This window comes from Sphingobacterium sp. G1-14, assembly GCF_002196555.1.
In the GTDB taxonomy this organism is placed as follows: Bacteria; Bacteroidota; Bacteroidia; order Sphingobacteriales; family Sphingobacteriaceae; genus Sphingobacterium; species Sphingobacterium siyangense.
The window spans coordinates 566,650-588,422 of sequence record NZ_CP021381.1; the positions used below are offsets into that span (position 1 = coordinate 566,650).

General features: G+C 38.0%; 20 protein-coding genes. 10 read left to right on the forward strand and 10 right to left on the reverse strand.

From position 1 onward, the window contains the following. Positions 1 to 9 precede the first annotated feature (9 nt). Positions 10 to 1,383 carry an alpha/beta hydrolase family protein gene (locus tag CBM24_RS02505; protein ID WP_088160101.1) on the forward strand — a complete coding sequence of 458 codons (1,374 nt, stop codon included), beginning with the start codon at positions 10 to 12 and terminating at the stop codon, positions 1,381 to 1,383. A gap of 159 nt (positions 1,384 to 1,542) precedes the next feature. Here the strand turns inward: CBM24_RS02505 and CBM24_RS02510 are convergent, their stop codons facing one another. The 3 genes from CBM24_RS02510 to CBM24_RS02520 form a co-directional block, all read right to left on the reverse strand. Further along, positions 1,543 to 2,250 (reverse strand): SDR family NAD(P)-dependent oxidoreductase, encoded by a 708-nt coding sequence (locus tag CBM24_RS02510; protein ID WP_075990890.1) that lies wholly within the window; start codon positions 2,248 to 2,250, stop codon positions 1,543 to 1,545. Positions 2,251 to 2,252: 2 nt separating this feature from the next. After that, on the reverse strand, positions 2,253 to 3,167 hold the full coding sequence (locus tag CBM24_RS02515) for a lysylphosphatidylglycerol synthase transmembrane domain-containing protein (RefSeq protein ID WP_075990891.1): 915 nt from the start codon (positions 3,165 to 3,167) through the stop codon (positions 2,253 to 2,255). 87 nt (positions 3,168 to 3,254) lie between these two features. Continuing rightward, complete coding sequence (locus CBM24_RS02520; RefSeq protein ID WP_046674904.1) at positions 3,255 to 3,587, reverse strand: hypothetical protein; 333 nt, start codon at positions 3,585 to 3,587, stop codon at positions 3,255 to 3,257. Positions 3,588 to 3,641: 54 nt separating this feature from the next. Between CBM24_RS02520 and CBM24_RS02525 the strand changes: the two genes are divergently transcribed. The 3 genes from CBM24_RS02525 to CBM24_RS02535 all read left to right on the forward strand — a co-directional run bounded on the left by CBM24_RS02525 (position 3,642) and on the right by CBM24_RS02535 (position 6,622). After that, entirely contained in the window at positions 3,642 to 4,196 is a 555-nt protein-coding gene (locus CBM24_RS02525; RefSeq protein WP_075994619.1) for a lipocalin family protein, read from the forward strand. A gap of 248 nt (positions 4,197 to 4,444) precedes the next feature. Next, positions 4,445 to 5,596 carry a GDP-mannose 4,6-dehydratase gene (gene gmd, locus CBM24_RS02530; protein ID WP_046674906.1) on the forward strand — a complete coding sequence of 384 codons (1,152 nt, stop codon included), beginning with the start codon at positions 4,445 to 4,447 and terminating at the stop codon, positions 5,594 to 5,596. A gap of 99 nt (positions 5,597 to 5,695) precedes the next feature. Then, on the forward strand, positions 5,696 to 6,622 hold the full coding sequence (locus tag CBM24_RS02535; RefSeq protein ID WP_088160102.1) for a hypothetical protein: 927 nt from the start codon (positions 5,696 to 5,698) through the stop codon (positions 6,620 to 6,622). Between the two features lie 297 nt (positions 6,623 to 6,919). Here CBM24_RS02535 and CBM24_RS02540 read toward each other — a convergent pair whose 3' ends face one another. The 5 genes from CBM24_RS02540 to CBM24_RS02560 form a co-directional block, all read right to left on the reverse strand. Then, positions 6,920 to 10,666 carry an ATP-binding protein gene (locus CBM24_RS02540; RefSeq protein WP_088160103.1) on the reverse strand — a complete coding sequence of 1,249 codons (3,747 nt, stop codon included), beginning with the start codon at positions 10,664 to 10,666 and terminating at the stop codon, positions 6,920 to 6,922. Between the two features lie 169 nt (positions 10,667 to 10,835). After that, complete coding sequence (locus CBM24_RS02545) at positions 10,836 to 11,609, reverse strand: succinate dehydrogenase/fumarate reductase iron-sulfur subunit (protein ID WP_172840644.1); 774 nt, start codon at positions 11,607 to 11,609, stop codon at positions 10,836 to 10,838. 14 nt (positions 11,610 to 11,623) lie between these two features. Further along, the gene (locus CBM24_RS02550) at positions 11,624 to 13,558 is read right to left on the reverse strand and encodes a fumarate reductase/succinate dehydrogenase flavoprotein subunit (RefSeq protein WP_088160104.1); all 1,935 of its coding nucleotides are present in this window, start codon (positions 13,556 to 13,558) and stop codon (positions 11,624 to 11,626) included. A gap of 57 nt (positions 13,559 to 13,615) precedes the next feature. Next, complete coding sequence (locus CBM24_RS02555) at positions 13,616 to 14,386, reverse strand: succinate dehydrogenase cytochrome b subunit (protein ID WP_088160105.1); 771 nt, start codon at positions 14,384 to 14,386, stop codon at positions 13,616 to 13,618. Positions 14,387 to 14,557: 171 nt separating this feature from the next. Then, positions 14,558 to 15,166: a porin family protein gene (locus tag CBM24_RS02560; RefSeq protein WP_088160106.1), complete on the reverse strand. Its 609-nt coding sequence runs from the start codon at positions 15,164 to 15,166 to the stop codon at positions 14,558 to 14,560. Between the two features lie 87 nt (positions 15,167 to 15,253). Between CBM24_RS02560 and CBM24_RS02565 the strand changes: the two genes are divergently transcribed. The 6 genes from CBM24_RS02565 (at position 15,254) to pruA (ending at position 19,609) form a co-directional block, all read left to right on the forward strand. Then, complete coding sequence (locus CBM24_RS02565; protein WP_070561956.1) at positions 15,254 to 15,463, forward strand: hypothetical protein; 210 nt, start codon at positions 15,254 to 15,256, stop codon at positions 15,461 to 15,463. Next, a complete protein-coding gene (locus tag CBM24_RS02570; RefSeq protein ID WP_075990896.1) occupies positions 15,460 to 15,801 on the forward strand; it encodes a tRNA-binding protein in 342 nt (113 codons plus the stop codon). Before CBM24_RS02565 ends, CBM24_RS02570 begins: the two co-directional genes overlap by 4 nt. A gap of 9 nt (positions 15,802 to 15,810) precedes the next feature. Further along, the gene (locus CBM24_RS02575) at positions 15,811 to 16,278 is read left to right on the forward strand and encodes a nucleoside deaminase (protein ID WP_088160107.1); all 468 of its coding nucleotides are present in this window, start codon (positions 15,811 to 15,813) and stop codon (positions 16,276 to 16,278) included. A 101-nt stretch (positions 16,279 to 16,379) separates the two neighbouring features. Next, complete coding sequence (locus CBM24_RS02580; RefSeq protein ID WP_088160108.1) at positions 16,380 to 16,988, forward strand: superoxide dismutase; 609 nt, start codon at positions 16,380 to 16,382, stop codon at positions 16,986 to 16,988. Positions 16,989 to 17,143: 155 nt separating this feature from the next. Continuing rightward, complete coding sequence (gene msrA / locus CBM24_RS02585) at positions 17,144 to 17,803, forward strand: peptide-methionine (S)-S-oxide reductase MsrA (RefSeq protein ID WP_088160109.1); 660 nt, start codon at positions 17,144 to 17,146, stop codon at positions 17,801 to 17,803. 168 nt (positions 17,804 to 17,971) lie between these two features. Further along, positions 17,972 to 19,609 carry an L-glutamate gamma-semialdehyde dehydrogenase gene (pruA, locus tag CBM24_RS02590; RefSeq protein WP_075990900.1) on the forward strand — a complete coding sequence of 546 codons (1,638 nt, stop codon included), beginning with the start codon at positions 17,972 to 17,974 and terminating at the stop codon, positions 19,607 to 19,609. Between the two features lie 65 nt (positions 19,610 to 19,674). Here pruA and CBM24_RS02595 read toward each other — a convergent pair whose 3' ends face one another. Together CBM24_RS02595 and CBM24_RS02600 are read right to left on the reverse strand one after the other, a co-directional pair. Continuing rightward, the gene (locus tag CBM24_RS02595; protein ID WP_088160110.1) at positions 19,675 to 20,856 is read right to left on the reverse strand and encodes a metallophosphoesterase family protein; all 1,182 of its coding nucleotides are present in this window, start codon (positions 20,854 to 20,856) and stop codon (positions 19,675 to 19,677) included. 19 nt (positions 20,857 to 20,875) lie between these two features. Further along, positions 20,876 to 21,643 carry an endonuclease/exonuclease/phosphatase family protein gene (locus CBM24_RS02600; RefSeq protein WP_088160111.1) on the reverse strand — a complete coding sequence of 256 codons (768 nt, stop codon included), beginning with the start codon at positions 21,641 to 21,643 and terminating at the stop codon, positions 20,876 to 20,878. Between the last annotated feature and the right edge of the window lie 130 nt (positions 21,644 to 21,773).

The following is a 21,773-nucleotide window of genomic DNA, read 5'->3' on the forward strand; positions in this document are numbered from 1 at the left end:
AAAACGACAATGAGAAAATTTTTATATCTATTTATCATTTGTTTTCATTTTTCATGTACCCACGCGCAGACATTTGATGGCTCATGGAAGGGCGAGGTTAAGGTTTCGGGGAAGAAGTTGCTGCTGGTGTTCAACATTCAAAAAGATAGCACAGGGAAGTGGAATGGAACCTTTGAGAGTCCGATGCAAACAGCGCAGAAATTTGCAATCACTCAAATACGTATAGAGCACGATTCCATTTGGATGGACGTTAGGAATATAGGTCTTCTGTATGCTGGCTTTTTAGACCGGGATAAAGATGTTATGAAAGGAGTGATGAAACAAGGTCCTTTTGAATCTGCTATGATTTTGGTACGAAGCGAGAACGAACAGAGTGGGCTTTCTCGTAAGCAGGATGTTTTCCCCCCTTATAGCTATATGGAAGAGGAAGTTTCGTTTAGAAATAGTGCAGGCAATGCATTTCTGACGGGCTCTCTGACTTATCCTAAAAATGGAGGGCCATTTCCTGCGGTGGTATTAGTCAATGGTAGTGGTCAACAAAATAGAGATTCTGAGGTGTTTGGTCACAGGCCATTTAAGGTGCTTGCTGATCATCTTACGAAAAACGGTTTTGCCGTATTACGTTACGATGACAGGGGAGTAGGTGGCTCCAAAGGAGAAGTTAATTTAGCGACAACGATTGACTTCGCTTCTGATGCTAACGCTGCAGTTGATTTTCTAAGCAAAAAAGCTGTAGTTGATGTGGATAAAATCGGGATGATTGGCCATAGTGAGGGAGCGCTAATTGCCGAAATCGTGGCATCCGAGAATAGTAAAGTAAACTATATTGCACTCCTGTCTGGACCTGTGATCAAAGGAGATTCTTTGCTGATTTTACAAAGCTATGCTTTAGGAAAAGCGGGCGGATTATCTGAAGCTGCATTGCAGACCAATAAAGCAAATAATCGAAAATTGTATACTATTCTATTGAAAGACGAGCCACCAAAGGCGTTGGCCGAATCGTTGGAAAAAGAACTTATTCAGCAAAATAACGGGAATCCACTGTCTCCTGATATGAAGATTAAACTTAGTCCAATGATGAGCCCCTGGTTTAGAACGTTTCTTCGCATCGATCCAGCTTATTATCTGAAGCAGGTGAAAGTACCGATTTTCGCTTCCTTCGGCGGAAAGGATGTTCAAGTCCCGGCGAATGAAAACATCTATTGTCTGCAACACCTGCATTTAAACACCACCGACGTCATCATTAAGGATTATCCTAATTTGAATCACCTTTTTCAAAATGCGCAAACAGGAAAAATTGAAGAATATTTTGAAAACTCAGAGAGCTTTAATGAACAATTGATGGATGACCTTACGAAATGGCTTAAACTGAAGACAAATTGATTTAATCAACTGAATGCCGCGAATCTTAATATTTTTTCCGGATCAAATAAGCTTAAAGAAATCGGGACCATTTAATCGTACATTAAATGGTCCTGACTATATTAGATCAACCTGACTGTATTAGAACAAGGGATATCTCTTTGAAGTGCGCTATTCCAGTTAGGGTGTTGTATTGGCGACAGGAAGTATTTTCCCATTGAAATAGTGATGCCCATTTTGAGCGAAATCTGCAATATAGCGTCCCATTTCAAAGGCTAAAGTACCCGCTTCAACGCCTGGAAAAGCAGCTTCGAACATTTCAGTCTGTGCAGATCCTAAGGCTAGACAGTTCACTTTAATTCCCTTTTCCTTAAATTCCTCTGCTAAGCATTCTGTAAGCACTGCTAATGCAGCTTTGCTGGTTGAATATGCCGAAAGTCCGGGAAACTTCATGGATCCCTGAAATCCGCCCATACTGCTAATATTGACAATATGTGAGCCTGATTGCATCATGGGAACAACGTGTTGGATCATATTGACGTGTCCCATCACATTGGTTTGTAGCATTTCAGCAAAATCCTTTCCATCAGTTTCCATAAATGGCTTATTGATGAGTGCTCCAGCATTGTTAATCAAGATATCAACCTTATCAAATTTTGATTGGATGAAGGGAACAAGAGTAGCATAGTCATCGTAGACAATATCAAATTGGGCCGGATATAAAGTGCCACCATCATAATTTAGCTGACCGGCAATTTCATGAAGTTTTCTCAGTTTGTCCGCTGATCTAGCCAATGCAATTACTTTATTGTCCTTTTTAGAGGTCAAATCCAGTACCGCTTCAAATCCAACACCACTGCTTGCGCCTGTAATAATAATATTTGCCATGTTTATTCTTCTAGTTTTTGACTTTGTTCAACTTCTTCTGCGGAAGGTAATTTGTCCTCTCCAATTGCCTGCGGATGAAAGATAAAGTAAATCCCCGAAAGAGCAACGAGAGCGGAAATAATATAAAATAATAAGGTGATCAAAACCGCATTGTGAGAGTCTACCTGGAATATGCCAGCTCCCCACATAATCACAAGTTCACGCATGCCCAATCCCCCAACAGAAAACGGAATGATTGAAACCAAAGAAGATGCAAGGAATAAAAATAGGTACGGAGAGAACTTACCGCTAAAACCTAAGGCATAAAGAATGAGAATTGCTGCGAGAACCTGCATTGATTGTACACCAATAGCCTTTAAATGTGCTCTTAGAAATGTTGCCTTGTATTCCTTAAAGAACTTGGTTACGATAAAGTAATAGAGAACGCTCCCTATAATAAATAATATGATGGTCAGATAGTTTGGAATCCCTAGCTGTGGCATATAGGTAACCAGCGCTGCAATGATTAGGCATAGTGCCCATAGTCCGCTTAATCTATCTAAAAATAAGGCTGTAAATAATTTTCGTCCTTTAATATTGAATCGTTTCCTGAGGAAGAATATCTTATAACCATCTCCCCCAACGCCACCTGGTAAAATGAGGTTGTAAAATAAGCCAAGTTGGTATAGTTTTAAATTATATTTTTCCGTAACATCCAGACCGATTGCCTTTAAAAAGGTCAATAAGCGCGAAGAGGAAATAAAAATAGAGATACTATAAGCAACTAGAGCAAAGAATAGATAGAGCGGATTGGAGTTGATTACCGCTTCTTTCAGATCCTTTAGAGATACCTTGCTGAATACCCAGTATAAGGCGCCCACAGTAACGACAATCTTTGCTATATTTTTGGCTATTTTTAGCCCTTTTTTTTTATCCATATAAATTATACATCCAATCTTGTTCGGCTGTAATTAGCTTTTTGGAGAATCCAAAGTTAGAAACTTTGGCGAATTGTGCAATTACACTTAAGCAATCGTTGGGTAAATTCTTGAATACAATAATATCAAATATAAAATACCAAAGATAGTAGCAAGAGAAAATAGCCAATTTAGGTCAATTCTGTTATATTTGTGCTTGAGCACAGCGATCATTAATCCAATGATGAAGCAAAATAACAAGATAGGAGCGATGAGAGCTATCTTGTTCGTAAAAGCAAGGCTGATTTGATTCAATTTGCTTTTTGCTTCCTGTCCTAAAAAAAGCGGATAAGAAGCAAAGGCCAATAAAATGATAAATAACCTTAACAGCGTTTTTGCGATTATTTTGCTTATGGTATGATTTTTGGCTGTAATTTTCATGTTTTGTGGATTAATTTATCCCAAAAATACAATTTGAAATTAAAATTTATAGATATGAATCGATTCGTTTTATCATTAGCAACTATTTTTGCTACGGTAACCTTATTTTCTTGTGGAGCACAAAAGCAAGGTACATCAACTGGAAATCCTTCTTCCAACACGAGTGCAGCTTCTGGTCCAAGCGCTTCGGATTGGAAATCCGCTGTAAAAGGTACATGGACGTTGAATACAATCGATAGAGAGAATTTACCTTCTTCATTCACGATTAAAAGTGTATTTGAAGAAGCTCCTGCAGAATGTTTCGTAGGTAGTACATGGAATTTTATTGGAAATGGTAAAGGATCTATTACTTTTAATGCGCAAGGAACTTTATGTGCTCCGGGTGCATCACGTGAGATCTTTTGGTCTATCTATAATCCTGGAAAAGGCTTAGGAGAACCTCAGTTTCAATTTAAAAAGATTTATGCAGGCGATAAAGCGAAGAACGTAACAACAGGTTACCGTTTGGATTTATCTTATTCGGATGGGAATAAATTAGTTATGCGTATGCCATTGACTGTTGCTAACGGAGAAGCCTATTTAGTGTTTAATTTTACGCGTTCGAACTAAACGTAAACGATAAAAGAAGAATAACAGAAAGCTATAGGAATTCCTATGGCTTTTTTTGTTTAAAATTTAATACTTTTACACTCCCAATTCATTATGATTTATTCGTGTCATAGGCTGCGGAATTTACCGATACAGTGAAAAAGCCAACTATGCATGATAATCTTGTGGGCGGATAAGCTTATTTTAAGTATGAAAATGGGATATATACCTAACGATTTCGTCAGGTATTGCTTAATCTAGAGAGAAACATGGCTGAACAAAACACGAAAACTGCTTTAATAACAGGTATAACAGGACAAGATGGTGCCTATCTAGCAGAATTCCTATTGAAGAAAGGTTACAAAGTACACGGTTTAAAGCGTCGCAGTTCTTTATTCAATACAGATCGTATTGATCATCTTTATCAAGATCCCCATCTTGACAATAGAAATTTCACATTGCATTTTGGTGATTTGACGGATTCAACCAACTTAATCCGTATTATACAGGAAACACAGCCTGACGAGATTTACAACCTTGCGGCGCAATCTCATGTAAAAGTTAGTTTTGATACGCCGGAATATACTGCAAATGCCGATGGTATCGGTACATTGCGGATTCTTGAAGCAGTCAGATTATTGGGAATGATTGAGAAAACCCGTATCTATCAGGCTTCTACTTCCGAGCTTTATGGATTGGTGCAAGCGGTTCCACAAAGTGAAACGACACCTTTTTATCCGCGAAGTCCTTATGCTGTAGCAAAAATGTACGGTTATTGGATTACTGTCAATTATCGTGAAGCCTATAAGATGTATGCTTGTAATGGAATTTTATTCAATCACGAGAGCCCTGTAAGGGGAGAGACTTTTGTGACACGTAAAATCACCAGGGCTGTAGCAAAAATTGCGCTAGGACTTCAGGATAAATTATATCTTGGTAATCTGTCGGCACAACGCGATTGGGGGCATGCTAAAGATTATGTAGAAGCAATGTGGTTGATTCTACAACAAGAAACCGCTGAAGATTTTGTGATTGCTACAGGTGTGACAACAACTGTAAGGGACTTTGTTCGCATGGCTTTTGCAGAATTGGGAATTGAGATTGAGTTCAGTGGAAAGGGAGAGCAGGAGAAGGGGGTAATTATCGATATTGACGAGGAGCGCCTAGCCCAGTTAAATATTGATAAATCGCTGATTAAATTTGGTCAGACTGTTGTCAAAGTTGATCCAGCATATTATAGGCCAACTGAAGTCGATTTACTAATTGGTGATCCGACTAAAGCAAATACAAAACTTGGATGGACGCCAAAATATGATCTTCAGATGTTGGTAACAGATATGGTACAATCCGATCTTCACCTGATGAGAAAGGAAGAATACTTAAAACAAGGCGGATTTGAGACCTTGAATTATTTTGAATAATTCATAATTGGTAATAAAAAATAAAACTGGAATAATTTTTGTTTAAACATTCAATAGTATAAATTTATAGATTTATACCTATGAATATGACAGTATATTATGATAAATTCAGAAGTTGTTTCGAGTAAGAAAGAAGAAGAGAAGAAGAAAGATTCTTCGAAGATTTACTTCTTTATCATTGCGATAGCAGCATTACTTGCAACGAATATATATTTTTATGTCAAGTTTAAGACTAATGGTGAAAAGGTCTATACACTTACAGTAGAAAAAGAAAATTTGCAGGTACAAATCGATCGTATTGAAGCTGAATTGGATAAAATTGATGTAGAAAATGTTCAATTGACTCCAGAGATGTCCGTGCAGAAGGATGATTCTAGAGCTGAGATCGCAGAGCTTCGTAAAAAACTTGAAAATAAGAGTATTACAGCAAAAGATATCGATGAAGCACAGCACAAGATCAATCAGCTTAAGAAGCAGGTGGATACTTATCGTGTCAATGTGCAACGGCTGATTCAGGAAAATCAGATTTTATCGAAACAAAACTCCAACTTGAACGAATCTGTTGTCGAAAAAGAAAAACAGATTACTTCATTAGTTACATCAAATTCGGATCTGAAAGAGAAGGTTGCGACTGCTTCAGCATTAAAGGTTTCAAGCATCAGTATAAATGGCCTTGAAGTCAAAAAGAATGGAAAGGAATTTGTAGAAGAACGTGCTAAAAAAATCGATAAGTTAAAAATCAACTTTACCATTGCTGATAATCCGTTGGCTAAAAGTGGAGAACGTGATATATATGTTAGAATTATCGATCCACAGGGAAATCTGGTCGTGCAAGGTGATAATATTTTCTATGTACATGGCGAGAAATTACAATATACTTTTAAACACAATATTTTATTTACCAACAAAGGTGAAGACTATATCGTCTATTGGGCAGCAGAAGAAGGATTCTCTAAAGGGGCCTATACGGTTTTATTATATGAAGATAATGCAATCATGGGACGATCTACTGTTGTATTGCGTTAAAAATAGATACACTATAAACAAAAAAGCTCTTTGCATGATCGCAAAGAGCTTTTTTGTTTATAGTGTACTGTTCTTGTTATACTGATCCTTAAAGCAAAATAATAAGGCTATCCATTAACTGGTTAGTTTTATGCTATCAGTGTTTGAGTTATACCCTAATTGAACGCTATATTTTTATCTACATCAGTTGGTGTGAAGCCCATTTCTTTACACAAATGCTTATTTAGAGACACTGAAGATGGAGCGCATATAAGCTTTCTTCGATGTCTTATTTTTGTTGATTGCTATCTACACATATTAAGACTCTATCTGTTGCAAAGGAAGCAGTATATGGAACGTTGTACCTTCGCCTTCTACAGTCTCAAAATAAATTTGCCCATTACTGGCTTCAATTGTTTTTTTGACAAGAACTAGCCCTAAGCCGTTTCCTGAACTCTTTGTCGTGAAATTAATCTGGAAAATTTTATCCTGCATCTCTTTGGGAATTCCATAACCATTGTCTTTGATGTCTATCTTGACAAATTTGTCTGAGTAGCGTTCAATGGAAATCTCGATCTTCATGTTTTTTCGCCCATAACCTCCTTCAATCGCATTTTTTATTAAATTATTGAAGGTTCTCAATAACTCATTACCATCAGCCTTAACAATAAGGGTTTTGTGATCGGCATTGTTAATGAGACGAATATTTACATTTGGTGTATTGTTGTACAAGGAAATGGACTTTGTTACCTTTTCTACAATATTGATGTTTTCCATTACTGTATTTGGGAATTTTGCGAAGTGCGAAAATTCTGAGGCAATATGCGTCAATGCATCGATTTGTTCGATAAATGAAGTGGAGAATTTATTGAAGCGATCCGGAAATTTAGGGTCTTCATCTTTGTACGATCTACGGAGTTGCTGAATACCTAATTTCATTGGCGTCAGCGGATTTTTGATTTCATGGGCTATCTGTTGAGCCATCTCACGCCAAGTTGATTCGCGTTCAGTATCTTTGATTTTATTGGCATAGTCTTCAAGTTTTATGATCATGAGATTATATTCTTTGATCAATGTACCTATTTCATCATTTCGTTGCCAAAACAGAGGTTCGTTGGGTTGTCCCAGGCGTAGTTGTGAGATCTTCTTACTGATGATGCTCAATGGATTGGTGACACTGTTGGCCACAAATGTCGCATAAAAACCAAAGCCTATGATGATCAGCGAATAAATGTTCACTATTGTATTTAAAAGAAGATTCTTATTAATATTTTCTTCCTTCTGAAGCGAGAAGTTTGGTATACCTATATAAGCGAGTGTATTATAGTTTTTGTCCCTAATGGTTGCATAACTGGTCTCAAATTGAAAAGTGCCTATACGCTCATCTTCAATCGTCTCCGATTTTTTTAAGATAGAAAGATTCTTCAGTGCAGCTGGATTAATGAAAGTAGAGAAAAGTTCCAGATCGTAGATTCTACGTTGCGAGCTATAAAGCAACCTGCCTGATTTGGAATAAAGATTGAAGTCTTTGGAAATTGTTTCAGATAATGTCTTGAGCATGCTGATAAGCTGCGTCTCGGTGGATGTTTCATCTGTGTAGGTCAACATATTTTCCATCCGTTTGCCCAATTCGATAATAAAACGTTCCTTACTTGCTTTATTGTTATTATAAAGTTGCTTGTTGATACTTATATACGAAATTACCGCAGATATGAGGATAGCTAGTATTACCGATGAGATAATGGAGGTTTGAATACGTGTAGAGTACTGTATTTTATTTACTATTTTGTAGAACTGATATTTTAAATTACGGAAAGTTAGCTTGGTATTCTTAAGAAAGATATAGAATGATTTTATGAAATGGAAAAACATGAAAATCATAAAAAATACCAGGAACAAAAATGAAGTAGTCGCTAGATAGTCCCAAAAAGAAGGTTTTTGTTTACTGATAACATATGTTGAGAATTTATTGGCAACATAAGCCATATGTAGGTATGCATCACGGTCCAGTACTTGGATATATTCTCCTGGAACACCTTTCAGCCCCCTTAAATTGTTCTCGTAGGTATATTTCCCAAACTGTGTTATTAAAGAACCGCCTTTATAGAGGGCTATCGAATAATCCCCCTTATTATAATATTGCGAATTGTTGATCCGCATATCGGTGAGGATTTCGGGATAGGGAACCGTATAACTAAAATCTTTATTGGAAAGATTGATGATGACATTGACAATCCTATTTTGGTCAATGGTGACAGGAATAATGGAGAAGTATTCATGCGTACCCAATTCAGCGCTGGCACGGTAGAAGTTCTGAGTGACTTTTATCGACTTGTTGATTACCTTTTCTCGATATTCATTGATCTTATTCTGACTGGCTGGATTGAGCGGAATATTATTCTGATCATAATAATATGCTTTGAACTCGTACTTGGAAAGATAGCCACTAAAGTATTTTTTCTTGATAAAATCGTTGATCCCCTCGGTATTGGTATAGGGAAGGCTGATATTAAATAAGTGTTTTAATTCTTGATCGTTTGCTAAGCTACTTTCAATATCAGAGAATAATGAAACAGCATTGACATCATCTTCTGATTGTAGATTACTCAACAAGATTTTCATGTCAATTAAGTTCCGTTCCTGATAGAAACGTGCGTGCGTGATCGCACTTATGATTGCCCAAAGTATCAGTACAGCAATATAATTTGTTAATATATGCCTGTCGAAATACTTCTCGCCAAATGATTTAATAAGGATGATCAGCGCGAGTAGCAAATTGACCAGGCTATTTTTCTCGATATAAAAGGAAATGATCAGGATGACAAAAATGACACATGCCAGTTGAATATTGAGTAGCTGCGTCGGTTTTAATTCTAATTTTTTAAGAAAAAATAGTACAAGATCAATGTAGATACTTAAAGCCAAAATACCCATGCCAACAATGCCTAGATCTACCCAACTTAAGAAATGTAAATCGACAAGTTTTGTGAAATCAAAATAGATGTTGTTGGAGTGTGTAATTAATGTACCAGCGATGTCATACAATAGACCGAACGATAGATATATACTTAGAATAAATCCGATTGCGATAGGAATTCTAAAGAGCCGGATGTTTTTTATTTTGTCAAAGTTGAGCTCTTTGCGAATTGAATAGATAAATAGAACCAACCATAGCACCAATATGGTGGTGGACATCACGGACCATATATTAGGGAAGAAGCGATTATAGGCGTAATTCCGTGAGTCGAAAATTGAAAATGTCGCATTTTCGGACAGCAGGTTCCACTTAAGATCGGCAAATTTGACAAGGCTAAATATCGACAATAGCAGTATCGCAGACCACCAGGCCCTTCCTGTCTTGGCCATATGTAAGCAGAGGCTATTGAAGAAGATCAGTAACGCGATCCAGGCAAGTAGCCAGCAGAAGAATTGCAAAATTGTATAGGCATTTTCATGCTCTCCATCTTTTAGCTTAACGGAGAACAGATAAGACCCCTCATTGCTATAGATATTTTTAATGGTGACCGTGTCTGTATAGGAGGCGATGTCAATATTTCTGGAGTCGAAGAAGTTTCTCCGCAAAGAGCTATTTAAATACGGGTTGTTGTTATTTGTATAGCCTTTTACAATAATATAGGCGAGTATACTGATATTGCCAATTGTTTTTTTTCGAACAACGTAAGAACGGTTATCATCCTGAATAAAATTGGATTTTTCTGGAAATCCCTGATCTGTAATAGGCACAAATAGATGCGTGCTCCACATCTTAGGTTCATGGTCCTTAAAAAGAAATAGAAAAACCTTTTCGTTGGTTTTAAACTTTTCGAAGGCCTGATATACTGCAATAGGATACTGATCGTAGTTTTTAAAGGTTTTGAGCAAAAGTGAGTCATTGAAAATACGGTCGACTTTTTTCTCTTGCTGTGCGATATAATCATTGAGTGATTTTGTATCAATGTCCAGTATTTCCTTATTGGTAACAGATTCTTTGATAGTGATAGCTGTTCCTATAAAGCAAAAAGTCAAGATAAGTAAGAGTAGTCGAATTTTTATACCAGAATTCACGTTCGTCAATTTACATTAATGTAAATATAAAAAAAAGTCCTTGCTTTCTTAGGGCAAGGACTTTTATATTATTCTTCTGAATTACCTATTTTCATGGGCCAGAAAGAATCTTCATTAGGTTTTCGTAGCTGTTGATGCTAGCGAAAACATGAAGGATTTAATATGCTAATTAAACGTGTGGCTCTTCTTGACGGAAGATTTTAGCAGTCAAATACTCGCGGTTTAGACGAGCAATATTTGTTAACTTGATACCTACAGGACATTCTGCTTCGCAAGCTCCCGTGTTGGTACAGTTACCGAAACCTTCTGCATCCATTTGATCTACCATTGCCTGTGCACGTTCGTAACGCTCAGTTTGGCCTTGAGGTAATAAGGCAAATTGAGAGACTTTTGCAGATACAAATAACATTGCAGAAGCATTTTTACATGCAGCAACACAAGCACCACAACCGATACATGTAGCCGATTCGAAAGCTTCATCAGCAATACGTTTAGGGATAGGAATCGTGTTGGCATCAGGAACACCTCCTGTATTGATATTTACATATCCACCTGCTTGTTGAATGCGGTCAAAAGCCGTACGGTCTGTTGCAAGGTCTTTCAACACTGGGAATGCAGCAGCTCTCCAAGGTTCGATGACGATTGTCTGTCCATCGTGGAAGCTACGCATGTGCAATTGACATGTTGTGGTACCTTCTTTAGGACCGTGAGGGCGACCATTGATTACTAATGAACACATCCCACAGATACCTTCACGACAGTCGTGATCGAAATATACAGGATCTTCTCCTTTACGAGTCAATTCTTCATTGACAATATCAAGCATCTCTAAGAAAGACATATCATCAGCGATATCGTTTGCCTGATAAGTTACAAATTGACCTTTATCTTTATCATTTTTTTGACGCCAAACTTTCAGCGTTAAATTCATATGTTGTGCCATGATAATTTTCCTTCTTATTTATAACTTCTTTGTGTTAACTGAACGTTCTCGAATACCAAGTCTTCCTTGTGTAATTCCTCAGGTACATTGTCTCCTTTGTATTCCCAAGCAGATACATAGGCGAATTCATCATCGTTACGTTTTGCTTCACCTTCTTCAGTTTGGCTTTCTAAACGGAAGTGACCACCACAAGACTCAGCGCGTTGCAATGCATCAACAACCATTAACTCACCCAATTCTAAGAAGTCAGCTACGCGACCAGCTTTTTCTAAAGAAAGATTTAATTCTTCGTTTTCTCCAAGCACTCTAACGTTTGTCCAGAATTCTTTTTTCAACTCTTGGATCAAACCTTGTGCCTTTTGTAATCCTTCAGCCGTACGGGCCATACCACAATATTCCCACATGATGAGACCTAGTTTTTTGTGGATATCATCAACAGTTTCTGTACCGTTTAAAGACAACAATTTGTTGATTTTGTCTTCAACTTCCTTACGAGTAGCTTCGAAAGCTGGATGGCTATGATCTACTGGCGCAAATGAACCTAATTTAGCTAAGTAATCACCCACAGTGTAAGGGATTACAAAATAACCATCGGCAAGACCTTGCATCAACGCCGATGCACCTAAACGGTTTGCACCGTGGTCAGAGAAGTTACACTCACCTAAAGCATACAAACCAGGGATTGTAGTCATCAAGTTGTAGTCAACCCATACCCCACCCATTGTGTAGTGAACAGCTGGGTAGATACGCATTGGTTGTTTGTATGGGTTCTCGTCGGTGATTTGGTAGTACATGTCAAATAAGTTACCGTATTTAGCACGTACTGCATCTTCGCCTAGACGACCGATCGCTTCTTTAAAATCCAAGAATACGGCGAAACCAGTTTTACCAACACCACGACCATCATCAACAGCTTCTTTTGCATTACGAGATGCTACGTCACGTGGTACCAAGTTACCGAATGAAGGGTATTTACGCTCCAAGAAATAGTCTCTGTCGTCTTCTTTGATATCATTGGCTTTGATCTCACCTTTACGTAATCTTTCTGCCATTTCTTGAGTTTTAGGAACCCATACACGGCCGTCATTACGTAAAGACTCTGACATCAATGTCAATTTAGATTGGTGATCTCCTGTTACCGGGATACACGTTGGGTGAATTTGAGTATAACAAGGGTTAGCAAAGTAAGCACCACGTTTGTGTGCTCTCCAAGCTGCTGTAACGTTACATCCCATTGCATTTGTAGACAAGAAGAATACGTTACCGTAACCACCAGTACACATCAATACTGCATGTGCAGCATGAGTTTCGATTTTACCGGAAACCAAGTCACGAGTTACGATACCTTTAGCATGACCATCGATCATAACCAAGTCTAACATCTCATGACGCGTATAAGATTTTACTTTTCCTTTTTTGATTTGACGGTTTAACGCTGAATAAGCGCCCAACAACAATTGTTGTCCCGTTTGACCGCGTGCATAGAAGGTACGGCTAACTTGCGCACCACCGAAAGAACGGTTGTCCAATAGACCTCCGTATTCACGTGCAAATGGAACACCTTGAGCAACACATTGGTCAATGATGTTGACAGATACTTCTGCCAAACGGTAAACGTTTGCCTCACGTGAGCGGTAGTCACCACCTTTGATTGTATCGTAGAATAAACGGAAAACAGAGTCTCCGTCGTTTTGGTAGCTTTTTGCTGCGTTAATACCACCTTGTGCCGCAATAGAGTGCGCACGACGAGGTGAATCTTGGTAACAGAAGGTAATTACATTATATCCTAATTCGGCTAAAGATGCCGCTGCAGATGCACCAGCAAGACCTGTACCAACAACAATAACGGTAAATTTACGTTTGTTAGCAGGGTTAACCAACTTAAGATTAAATTTATAATTTGACCACTTTTGGGCTAATGGGCCCGCTGGTACTTTTGAATCTAACATATCTCTTAATTTTATATTGATCGATAAAGCCTGAGCTTTATCTTAAAAGATTCTGAATTATTTAAAGAAGAAAAACAATGGCATTATTGCAAAGCCAATTGGAATTAATACCCCAAATACCCAAACACCGATTGCTCTGATGATTCCAATATATCTTCTGTGGTTAAAACCTAAAGTTTGGAATGCAGATTGGAAACCATGAATTAAGTGGAATGCCAAAGCTGCCATCGCAATAACATACAAAGCTACCAATGCAACATTTTTGAATGCAAAGTCAACTTGCTTGTACAAATCTCTCGCTTTTAAGATTTGAACATTGTTTTCTACCGTTTCTTGGTAGTCGTGGAATTCAGAAGCTTGAAGTTCTCTCGCTGTGGTTTGTCCAGTTGCCAAATCAGTACGGTATTCGATGTACGGCACTTCATCATTGTGAAACTTCCACCAAAAATTAGACATGTGCGTAGCTAAGAATACTAAAATGACAGTACCTAAGATACCCATGTTGCGTGAATTCCACTTGCTGTTTGCTTGACCATCATATTTGGCATAACCAATAGGACGAGCGGCCTTGTTTTTCATCGACAATGTAATAGCGTAGATGACGTGAACAATTACCGAAGCATACAATAAGTAAGAAACAACTTTGATTGGTGCAAAGTGAGTCATAAAATAGGCGTACTTGTTGAACGCTAGACCCGCATCATCTTTAAATAATTGCAAGTTACCAACCAAGTGAACAACTAGGAATAAACATAGGAAGATTCCTGTTAAGCTCATGATTAGCTTCTTCCCAATCGAAGAACTGAAAACTGGCTTTGATTTACTCATTATCCTTGTAATTTAATTTGAATTAGGCAAATCTACTATTTGCTATTAAATATGATACCATTTTGACAAGAAAAAGCAATAATTTAGAACGGTTCTAAAGTTTATTGAAATAAAAAGTCCGTTTTGAATAAAAACGGACTTTTAAACAGTATATGAACAAGGTTTAAAGAACTATAGGATACTGAATAATCTATAGCCTAAACCGATACTCCACATGTTGATTTTGGGATTTGCCTGACTTTCGTTGTTGACCTTGTTCAAGCCCATTTCGTAACGTAGGTCTACACGTAAGCTTGAAACATCAGCACCTACACCAAAAGCCCAAGCTGTACCACTTTTTTTGTAGTTACCTGGATTCAATTGGTCAATCATCTTGGGCTGATTATCATCTACTTTAAATGAGAAAATTGGACCGGTTTGGATTCTCGCCCCGATTGGACCCAAGCCAAAACGCTTGCCTAATAATACAGGAATATCAACTGTGGTAAACTTAACATCGGTAGTCGTTGAAGCCCCGTCTTCTCCTTGACCTTTCACAGTGGTGTTTTTACCTGTTAAATAAACCTCCGGCTGAATATGGAATCCCAATACACCAACACGTCCATAAAGACCTGCTTGGTAGCCTGCTTTCGTGTCAGAATTGAAATATTTTCCATCGCTTTTAAGTTTAGAGAAGTTCAAGCCTCCTTTTACACCCACCTCAAACCCTGGCAAAAGCTGCGCCTGTGCCGTTGCTACGCTACCACAAATCAAAAGTAATGCTGGTAAAATCTTTTTCATAATCTTTTATTTATGTATATATTGTATCTTTAAACAAACTTTTACAGTTCAGTAAAGATATACAAATTTTATACCTAAATCTTAGTTATGCTGAAAATTAACGAAGAACAGTGGCAAGTAGCCAAAGAAAAACTCCGTCGCAAGTACAACCACTTAAGTGATGAAGATTTAGCTTTTCAAGCAGGAGAGGAAGATAAACTGATCAATAGATTGTCTTTACGTTTGGGACGGAAGCCTTCCTATGTTTTATTTACGATAGGTAAAGAGATTCAGGATATTAGTAGCAACCGATTATGAGTGATGCCATTAGTTGGAGCGATTTTGAGAAAGTGGATTTACGGGTAGGAACTATTTTAGAAGCAAAAGACTTTCCAAGAGCTAAAAAGCCAGCATATCAATTGAAACTTGATTTCGGCGATGAAATTGGTGTATTACAGAGTAGTGCCCAGATTACAGTACACTACAACAAAGAGGAGTTGATTGGGAAGCAAGTTGTCGCAGTTGTGAACTTTCCCAAAAAGCAGATCGCTAATTTCTTTTCTGAGTGTCTAGTGACCGGATTTCCGGACGAAAATGGAGATATTATTTTGACATCTGTCGACAAAAAATTACCAAATGGATCTAAACTTAGTTAAGTTTGTACCATGACATTTATAGATTTTGAAGGAACACAACTCATCGATAGTGACGAGTCGTTCATGCGTATGGCATTGAATGAAGCTAAGGTCGCTTACCAAGAGGGAGAGGTGCCTATTGGGGCAGTTATTGTTCATCGAGGACGTGTTATAGGGAAAGGTCATAATTTGACGCAGCGATTAAATGATGTGACAGCTCACGCTGAAATGCAGGCTTTTACAGCAGCAGCAAATTACCTTGGGGGCAAATACCTGGATGAATGCACATTATACGTTACCATTGAGCCTTGTATTATGTGTGCCGGAGCGGCCTATTGGACACATATTGGTAAAATAGTCTATGGAGCCAAAGATGAAAAGCGTGGCTATTCCCATTTTCACGATAAAATATTACACCCCAAAACTGTCATTACACATGGCGTTTTGCAGGAAGAATGTGCTGATTTGGTAAAATCATTTTTTCGTCAAAAACGGTAGGGAAATAATGGATTTATTGTAACACATAAAAACATAACCGTGTATATTGTGTTATATTTGTATGTATAAACGAAGTAATAAACATTTAAATTAAAATAGATATGGCATTTGAATTAGAAGCGTTACCATACGCAGCCGACGCATTGGAACCACATATTGACAAAACTACAATGGAAATCCACCATGACAGACACCATCAGGCATATGTGGATAACTTAAATAAAGCTATCGCAGGAACAGACGCAGAAAACTTATCCCTATTGGATATTATTAAAAATGTAAGTAAATACAGCGCAGCCGTACGTAATAATGGTGGTGGTCACTACAACCACTCTTTGTTTTGGAAGGTTTTAGGCCCAAATGCAGGTGGAGTTCCAACAGGTGAATTAGCTGAAGCAATCAATGCTACATTTGGTTCATTTGATGAGTTGAAAAAACAACTTCAAGCTGCTGGTGCTACGCGTTTTGGCTCAGGATGGGCTTGGTTAATTGTTGGTGCTGATGGTAAACTTGCAGTAACTTCTACACCAAACCAAGACAATCCATTGATGGATGTTGCTGAGGTAAAAGGTACGCCTATCTTAGGTATCGACGTTTGGGAGCATGCTTATTATTTGAAATTCCAAAATAAGCGTCCAGCGTATTTAGAGGAAATCTTTAATGTTATCAATTGGGATGCCGTAGCACAAAACTATGCTGCAGCTAAATAGTTGATCATTTGATAGAACAATAGAAAAGCGACAATAAGTTATTATTGTCGCTTTTCTATTTTATAAACAACACCTAGTTGGTATTTGTTTATAGGGCATGAATTTAACTCCAATAATTCAGGGAACATAAAAGGAAAGAAGAAGGGTAATTATTTATGAGAAATATTCTGATACTTTTAACAGCACTTTTTGTATTGAACTCCTGCCAGGGGCAGCAGCAGGGGCATCGGGTAAAGAAACCTGATTTCACCAAATTACCTAAAAAAAATACGGCGAGTTTGGATACGGCGACATTTGCTGCAGGATGTTTTTGGTGTACTGAGGCACAGTTTAAGGAGTTAGAGGGTGTTGTACATGTGGTTTCGGGATATACCGGTGGATGGGTAGCAAACCCAAGTTATGCGCAGGTTTGTACCGGGAGTACAGGGCATGCGGAAGCAACCAATATTATTTTTGATCCAAAAGTGATCAGCTACGATAAACTATTGGAGGCCTTTTTTGTAGCACACGATCCAACGGAGCTCAATCGTCAGGGAAATGATGTTGGCACCCAATATCGTTCGGCTATTTTTGTGCACAATAAAGAGCAGCTTGATAAGACGCAATATTATCTTTCGACGTTAGAAAAGGAGCATGTTTTCAATAAACCTATTGTAACCGAAGTAGTTCCGGCAACCGTATTTTATCCAGCAGAGGACTATCATCAAGATTATTATAGATTAAATGGAAAAGAACCATACTGCCAATTGGTGATTAAACCGAAATTGGAAAAATTTAAACGTATCTTTTCCAAGGTGCTCAAAGAAGGACAGTAACTTTGGGTATTCATAAAATTTGAGGTAATTTTACTTCTATTAACGCTATTTAGTGTCATGCTAACAGGTTGAAACCATGGTTTCTGATGAAAATAATGGAATGAACAAACTTGATCCCTTCATGATTCATAAATAGTATTTTTTGGATGAATAATTAATAATTGTAATATGTCTAAAGGATTTTTTACAGTTCCTGTTCCTACCAACGAACCGGTGTACACATACGCTGTCGGAACGAAAGAACGTAAATTGTTGAAAGCAGCAATTGATGAGGCACGTTCGAAACAAATCGATATCCCAATGTATATTGGTGGTAAAGAAATCACTACTTCTAAAAAAGTAAACTTAGCTCCTCCACATGACCACCAACATATTTTAGGTCAATACAATCAAGGCGATAAATCTCATGTAACAGATGCAATCAATGCAGCTTTAGCGGCGAAAAAGGATTGGGAAAATCTTACTTGGGAAGATCGTGCTGCGATATTCTTAAAAGCTGCTGAATTGATTTCAGGTAAATACCGTTATGAGTTGAATGCTGCTACAATGTTGGGACAATCGAAGAACCCATATCAGGCAGAAATTGATTCGGCATGTGAGATTGTGGATTTCTTGCGTTTCAATGTACAATACATGAGCGAAATCTATAAACAACAACCTCCTATATCAGGTAAAGGTGTGTGGAACCGTGTAGAACAACGTCCTCTTGAAGGTTTTGTATTTGCATTGACTCCATTCAATTTTACAGCGATTGCGGGTAATCTACCTTCCTGTGTCGCAATGATGGGGAATGTTGTGGTATGGAAACCATCCAATACCCAAATCTATTCAGCAAATGTATTGATGAAAATTTTCCGTGAAGCTGGTCTTCCGGATGGTGTTATCAACTTGGTGTATGTTTCAGGTCCTGACGCTGGTGATGTGATTTTCCAACACCCAGATTTCGCAGGTATCCACTTTACTGGTTCAACAGGAGTATTCCAGGATATCTGGAAGACGATCGGTAACAATATCCACCGTTATAAAACGTATCCACGTATTGTTGGTGAGACTGGTGGTAAGGATTTTATCGTTGTACACCCTTCGGCCGATTTGAAAGCTGCAAATACAGCTTTGGTTCGTGGTGCTTTCGAATACCAAGGTCAAAAATGTTCTGCTGCATCACGTGCATACATTCCTAAATCGTTGTGGCCTGCATTGAAAGAATCTATGACTACTGACGTAAAATCTTTTACAATCGGTGGAACAGAAGATTTTACAAACTTTTTCAATGCTGTAATTGATGAGAAGTCATTTGATAAATTAGCGAAGTATATCGACAGAGCTAAAGAATCTAATGACGCAGAAATTGTAGTTGGTGGTACATACGATAAATCTAAAGGATATTTCATTCATCCAACAATCATTGAGGCTTCAAAACCAGATTACGAGACAATGGTTGAGGAATTGTTTGGACCTGTCCTGACCGTATATGTTTACGAGGATGCTAAGTTTGAAGAAACCTTAGATATTGTTGATACAACATCTATTTATGCCTTGACTGGATCAATCATTGCGCAAGATCGGTATGCGATTAATTTAGCAACAGATAAATTGAGACATGCCGCTGGTAACTTCTACGTGAATGATAAGTGTACAGGTGCTGTCGTAGGTCAACAACCGTTTGGTGGTGCTAGAGGCTCGGGTACAAACGACAAAGCGGGATCAATGATCAATTTGCTTCGTTGGGTGTCTCCTCGTACAATCAAAGAGACATTTAATCCAGATACAGATTATAGATACCCTTTCTTGGAAAAGGGAGAATAAGAAAGTTCGCATCGCAGCTTTCTTCAATCAAAATAGAAAAAAGGGCGCTTATCAAGCGCCCTTTTTTATTTCTTAAATAATCCCAGTTCTGTGCCATCGTCTCTAGTCATCCGTATGTTCAATGACTTGTTGTTGCCGGCTACATCGATGATAGTTCTTTTCCCAACTTTTGGACCTCCGCCTATAAATACAGGATAATTGTGATCTTTATCTGCGGGGTAGTAGCCATATTGATGTGTATGACCAGAGATCATGGCATCAATTTTATATTTCTGAAACAAGGGATGGAAACATGCTCTGTTATCCAAGGTACCATGCCAGTCATCCGAATGAAAAATCGGTATATGGCTAATGACAACAGTGTGTTGTGCACTCTTTCTTTCCTTGGATTGTAGAACCTTTTCCAGCCATTTAGCCTGTTCTTTTCTGTAGTTATCATAATCGACTGTTCCGGCGTATACCTCATGATTGTCAGGCTTGTCTTCGCCACTGTCCAGCATGATCCAAAAAATAGGACCTCTTTTAAAGGCTTGGTAATACTTGTTGTCAGGATAACCAAAATATCGTTTGAAATTACGTGCGAAGGATCCCCTTGTCTCATGGTTTCCCCGATTCATAATGAATGGTTTGCTTGTCGCAAAAAATTCAATTGGCTTTATTAGTTTCTCTGTAATATCTTGCTGATTGGTGACATAATGGAAGGAATCACCATTCAGTACAAAAAAATCGTAGGGTGAAATATCCTGATGCGGAATAAGGTCACGATAGCTGCTTTTTTCCTCATGTACATCGTTATAGACCAGACAGCGAATCTGTTCTTGATTGTTCTTGGCTAATTTGGCCTCGAAAATAGGGGTTTCTATTTCTTGGCCGTATACGATTTTATAAGGATCGAATTTTTGCATTTCCTTCGCTTTGATGCGATAACGAAATGAACGCGGTGCGTCTTCAATTGTAAAATGAAAGAAATCAGTATTGGCATTGATCATCCCATCTTCGGATTGGTAGATCTTTTTTTGGACATTCCCTCCATTGTCCAGTATCTCGAGCCAAGCAAAGGCATCTTTGCTCAAAATCGTAAAAATACTGATTCCTGTTTCGGTTTGATTTTGTAGATAGGCAGGTACGACAAAGCTAAACTCGTTTTCAATTTCGTTTGAACTGTTTTCTTGAGCGATGCTGATATTGGGCAGTGTAATCCCAGCCAGTGCTAGGGCTTCCAAAAATCTTCTTCTGTTAAAATTCATATTTTAAGGTCACAAGTAGTTATTTAATGTTTATCTCGACATATAATGGCCGATGATCACTCGCATATTGTTCATCCAGAATACGGTGGTTGGAGAACTTTGCGGCAGATGTTTTATTGATCATGATATAGTCGATTTCAGTAGTGGGTTTATCTTGAGGAAACGTAAATCCGTTAGCAATGCTGCTTTTTGTGAATATTTTGCTAAGTTCAGTAATTGCTGGATCATTGGGTTCGGAGTTCAAATCACCGACAAGGATGGTGGGTAGCTTTTCGTTTTTGAAACGCTGGGTGATGAATTTTGCCTGTTCGATTTTGTTTTTGTCTTTCAGGTCAAGGTGTGTATTTGCAAATAAGAGTTTCCTTTTGTGTATCGTGACTTCGATTACAGATAAACTACGTGTTTCGCTTTCCACAGGGGAAGGTAGAAAGTGTTTCTCTACACGTTCAATTGGATTTTTTGATAAGATGGCGGTACCATATTCACCTTTATCCAGGTCTATCCCTTTGGAAAATATATAGTGCATGCCTGTTAATTCGGCTAATTTTTTGGCTTGATTTTCAAAATATGATCTACCGAGATTGACATCGATTTCCTGAAGACCTACGAGGTCAGCTTTTGAATTTTTAATAATTTTGGCAATTGTGTCAAGGTTGATAACTGATTCTTTTTCGGTGGGTGGGTTTCCGTGGTGGATATTAAAGGAGAGTATGCGTATCGTTTGTGCATGTAGATGAAATACTGAGCCTAGCAGTATTAAAAGAAATAGAATTAGTTTACGATTCATTGTTTATATTAAGTTTAGCATTTGGATGTCAGGCGTTTTTAGCTCGACCTGCTAAAATTAATAAAATCTATTAGTACAAATTGAAAACTTTGGACATGTAACAAAATAATCATCTAAGCACTTGAATTTT

Coding starts and splice junctions, on each gene's coding strand:
- CBM24_RS02525 (WP_075994619.1), top strand. CDS start 3,642: ATGAATCGATTCGTTTTATCATTAGCAACTATTTTTGCTACGGTAACC.
- pruA (WP_075990900.1), top strand. CDS start 17,972: ATGTCTAAAGGATTTTTTACAGTTCCTGTTCCTACCAACGAACCGGTG.
- CBM24_RS02595 (WP_088160110.1), bottom strand. CDS start 20,856: ATGAATTTTAACAGAAGAAGATTTTTGGAAGCCCTAGCACTGGCTGGG.
- CBM24_RS02555 (WP_088160105.1), bottom strand. CDS start 14,386: ATGAGTAAATCAAAGCCAGTTTTCAGTTCTTCGATTGGGAAGAAGCTA.
- gmd (WP_046674906.1), top strand. CDS start 4,445: ATGGCTGAACAAAACACGAAAACTGCTTTAATAACAGGTATAACAGGA.
- CBM24_RS02510 (WP_075990890.1), bottom strand. CDS start 2,250: ATGGCAAATATTATTATTACAGGCGCAAGCAGTGGTGTTGGATTTGAA.
- CBM24_RS02515 (WP_075990891.1), bottom strand. CDS start 3,167: ATGGATAAAAAAAAAGGGCTAAAAATAGCCAAAAATATAGCAAAGATT.
- CBM24_RS02575 (WP_088160107.1), top strand. CDS start 15,811: ATGACATTTATAGATTTTGAAGGAACACAACTCATCGATAGTGACGAG.
- CBM24_RS02560 (WP_088160106.1), bottom strand. CDS start 15,166: ATGAAAAAGATTTTACCAGCATTACTTTTGATTTGTGGTAGCGTAGCA.
- CBM24_RS02600 (WP_088160111.1), bottom strand. CDS start 21,643: ATGAATCGTAAACTAATTCTATTTCTTTTAATACTGCTAGGCTCAGTA.
- CBM24_RS02535 (WP_088160102.1), top strand. CDS start 5,696: ATGATAAATTCAGAAGTTGTTTCGAGTAAGAAAGAAGAAGAGAAGAAG.
- CBM24_RS02505 (WP_088160101.1), top strand. CDS start 10: ATGAGAAAATTTTTATATCTATTTATCATTTGTTTTCATTTTTCATGT.
- CBM24_RS02520 (WP_046674904.1), bottom strand. CDS start 3,587: ATGAAAATTACAGCCAAAAATCATACCATAAGCAAAATAATCGCAAAA.
- CBM24_RS02580 (WP_088160108.1), top strand. CDS start 16,380: ATGGCATTTGAATTAGAAGCGTTACCATACGCAGCCGACGCATTGGAA.
- msrA (WP_088160109.1), top strand. CDS start 17,144: ATGAGAAATATTCTGATACTTTTAACAGCACTTTTTGTATTGAACTCC.
- CBM24_RS02545 (WP_172840644.1), bottom strand. CDS start 11,609: ATGGCACAACATATGAATTTAACGCTGAAAGTTTGGCGTCAAAAAAAT.
- CBM24_RS02550 (WP_088160104.1), bottom strand. CDS start 13,558: ATGTTAGATTCAAAAGTACCAGCGGGCCCATTAGCCCAAAAGTGGTCA.
- CBM24_RS02570 (WP_075990896.1), top strand. CDS start 15,460: ATGAGTGATGCCATTAGTTGGAGCGATTTTGAGAAAGTGGATTTACGG.
- CBM24_RS02565 (WP_070561956.1), top strand. CDS start 15,254: ATGCTGAAAATTAACGAAGAACAGTGGCAAGTAGCCAAAGAAAAACTC.